The sequence below is a fragment of the Salipiger sp. HF18 genome (assembly GCF_011806505.1).
Taxonomy (GTDB): Bacteria; Pseudomonadota; Alphaproteobacteria; order Rhodobacterales; family Rhodobacteraceae; genus Salipiger; species Salipiger thiooxidans.
Map to the genome: position 1 here is coordinate 1 of NZ_JAATOS010000978.1, position 572 is coordinate 572.

Sequence of the window (572 nt, forward strand, 5' to 3'; positions counted from 1 at the left end):
TGCGCCTCGCGGCCGCGGCGCTGACGGCGAACGACCCTTCCGAGGACGGCGAGCGCGGCGTGATCGTCAACACCGCCTCCGTCGCGGCCTTCGACGGGCAGATCGGTCAGGCGGCCTATGCCGCGTCGAAGGGCGGCGTCGCCTCGCTGACCCTGCCCGCCGCGCGAGAGCTGGCGCGGCACGGCATCCGCGTGGTGACCATCGCGCCGGGGATCTTCGGCACGCCGATGATGGCGGGGCTGCCGCAGGACGTGCAGGACTCGCTCGGCGCCTCGGTGCCGTTCCCGCCGCGTCTGGGCAAGCCCGCGGAATACGCGTCGCTGGTGCGGCAGATCTTCGAGAACACCATGCTCAACGGCGAGGTCATCCGCCTCGACGGCCCGCTGCGCATGGCGCCGAAGTGACACGGTCATCCGGGAGAGCCGCGCCGTCGCCAGCCCGCGGGTTGGCGATGCGACCGTCGCGCCTCTCGGTTTATCCCGGCCACGTCCGAAGGAGCTCGACACGACGCGCTGTCGGTTCACAATCGCCAGCCCCGGGGGGCGGGCTGGCGATGGCGCGGCGGCGCTTCG

Annotated in this window: 1 protein-coding gene; it reads left to right on the top strand. The window is 73.1% G+C overall.

Annotation, left to right across the window (positions count from 1 at the left end):
• Window positions 1-404, top strand: a 404-nt coding sequence (locus HC022_RS28370; protein WP_167454578.1) for an SDR family NAD(P)-dependent oxidoreductase, incomplete at its 5' end; no start/stop codon positions are given.
• Between the last annotated feature and the right edge of the window lie 168 nt (window positions 405-572).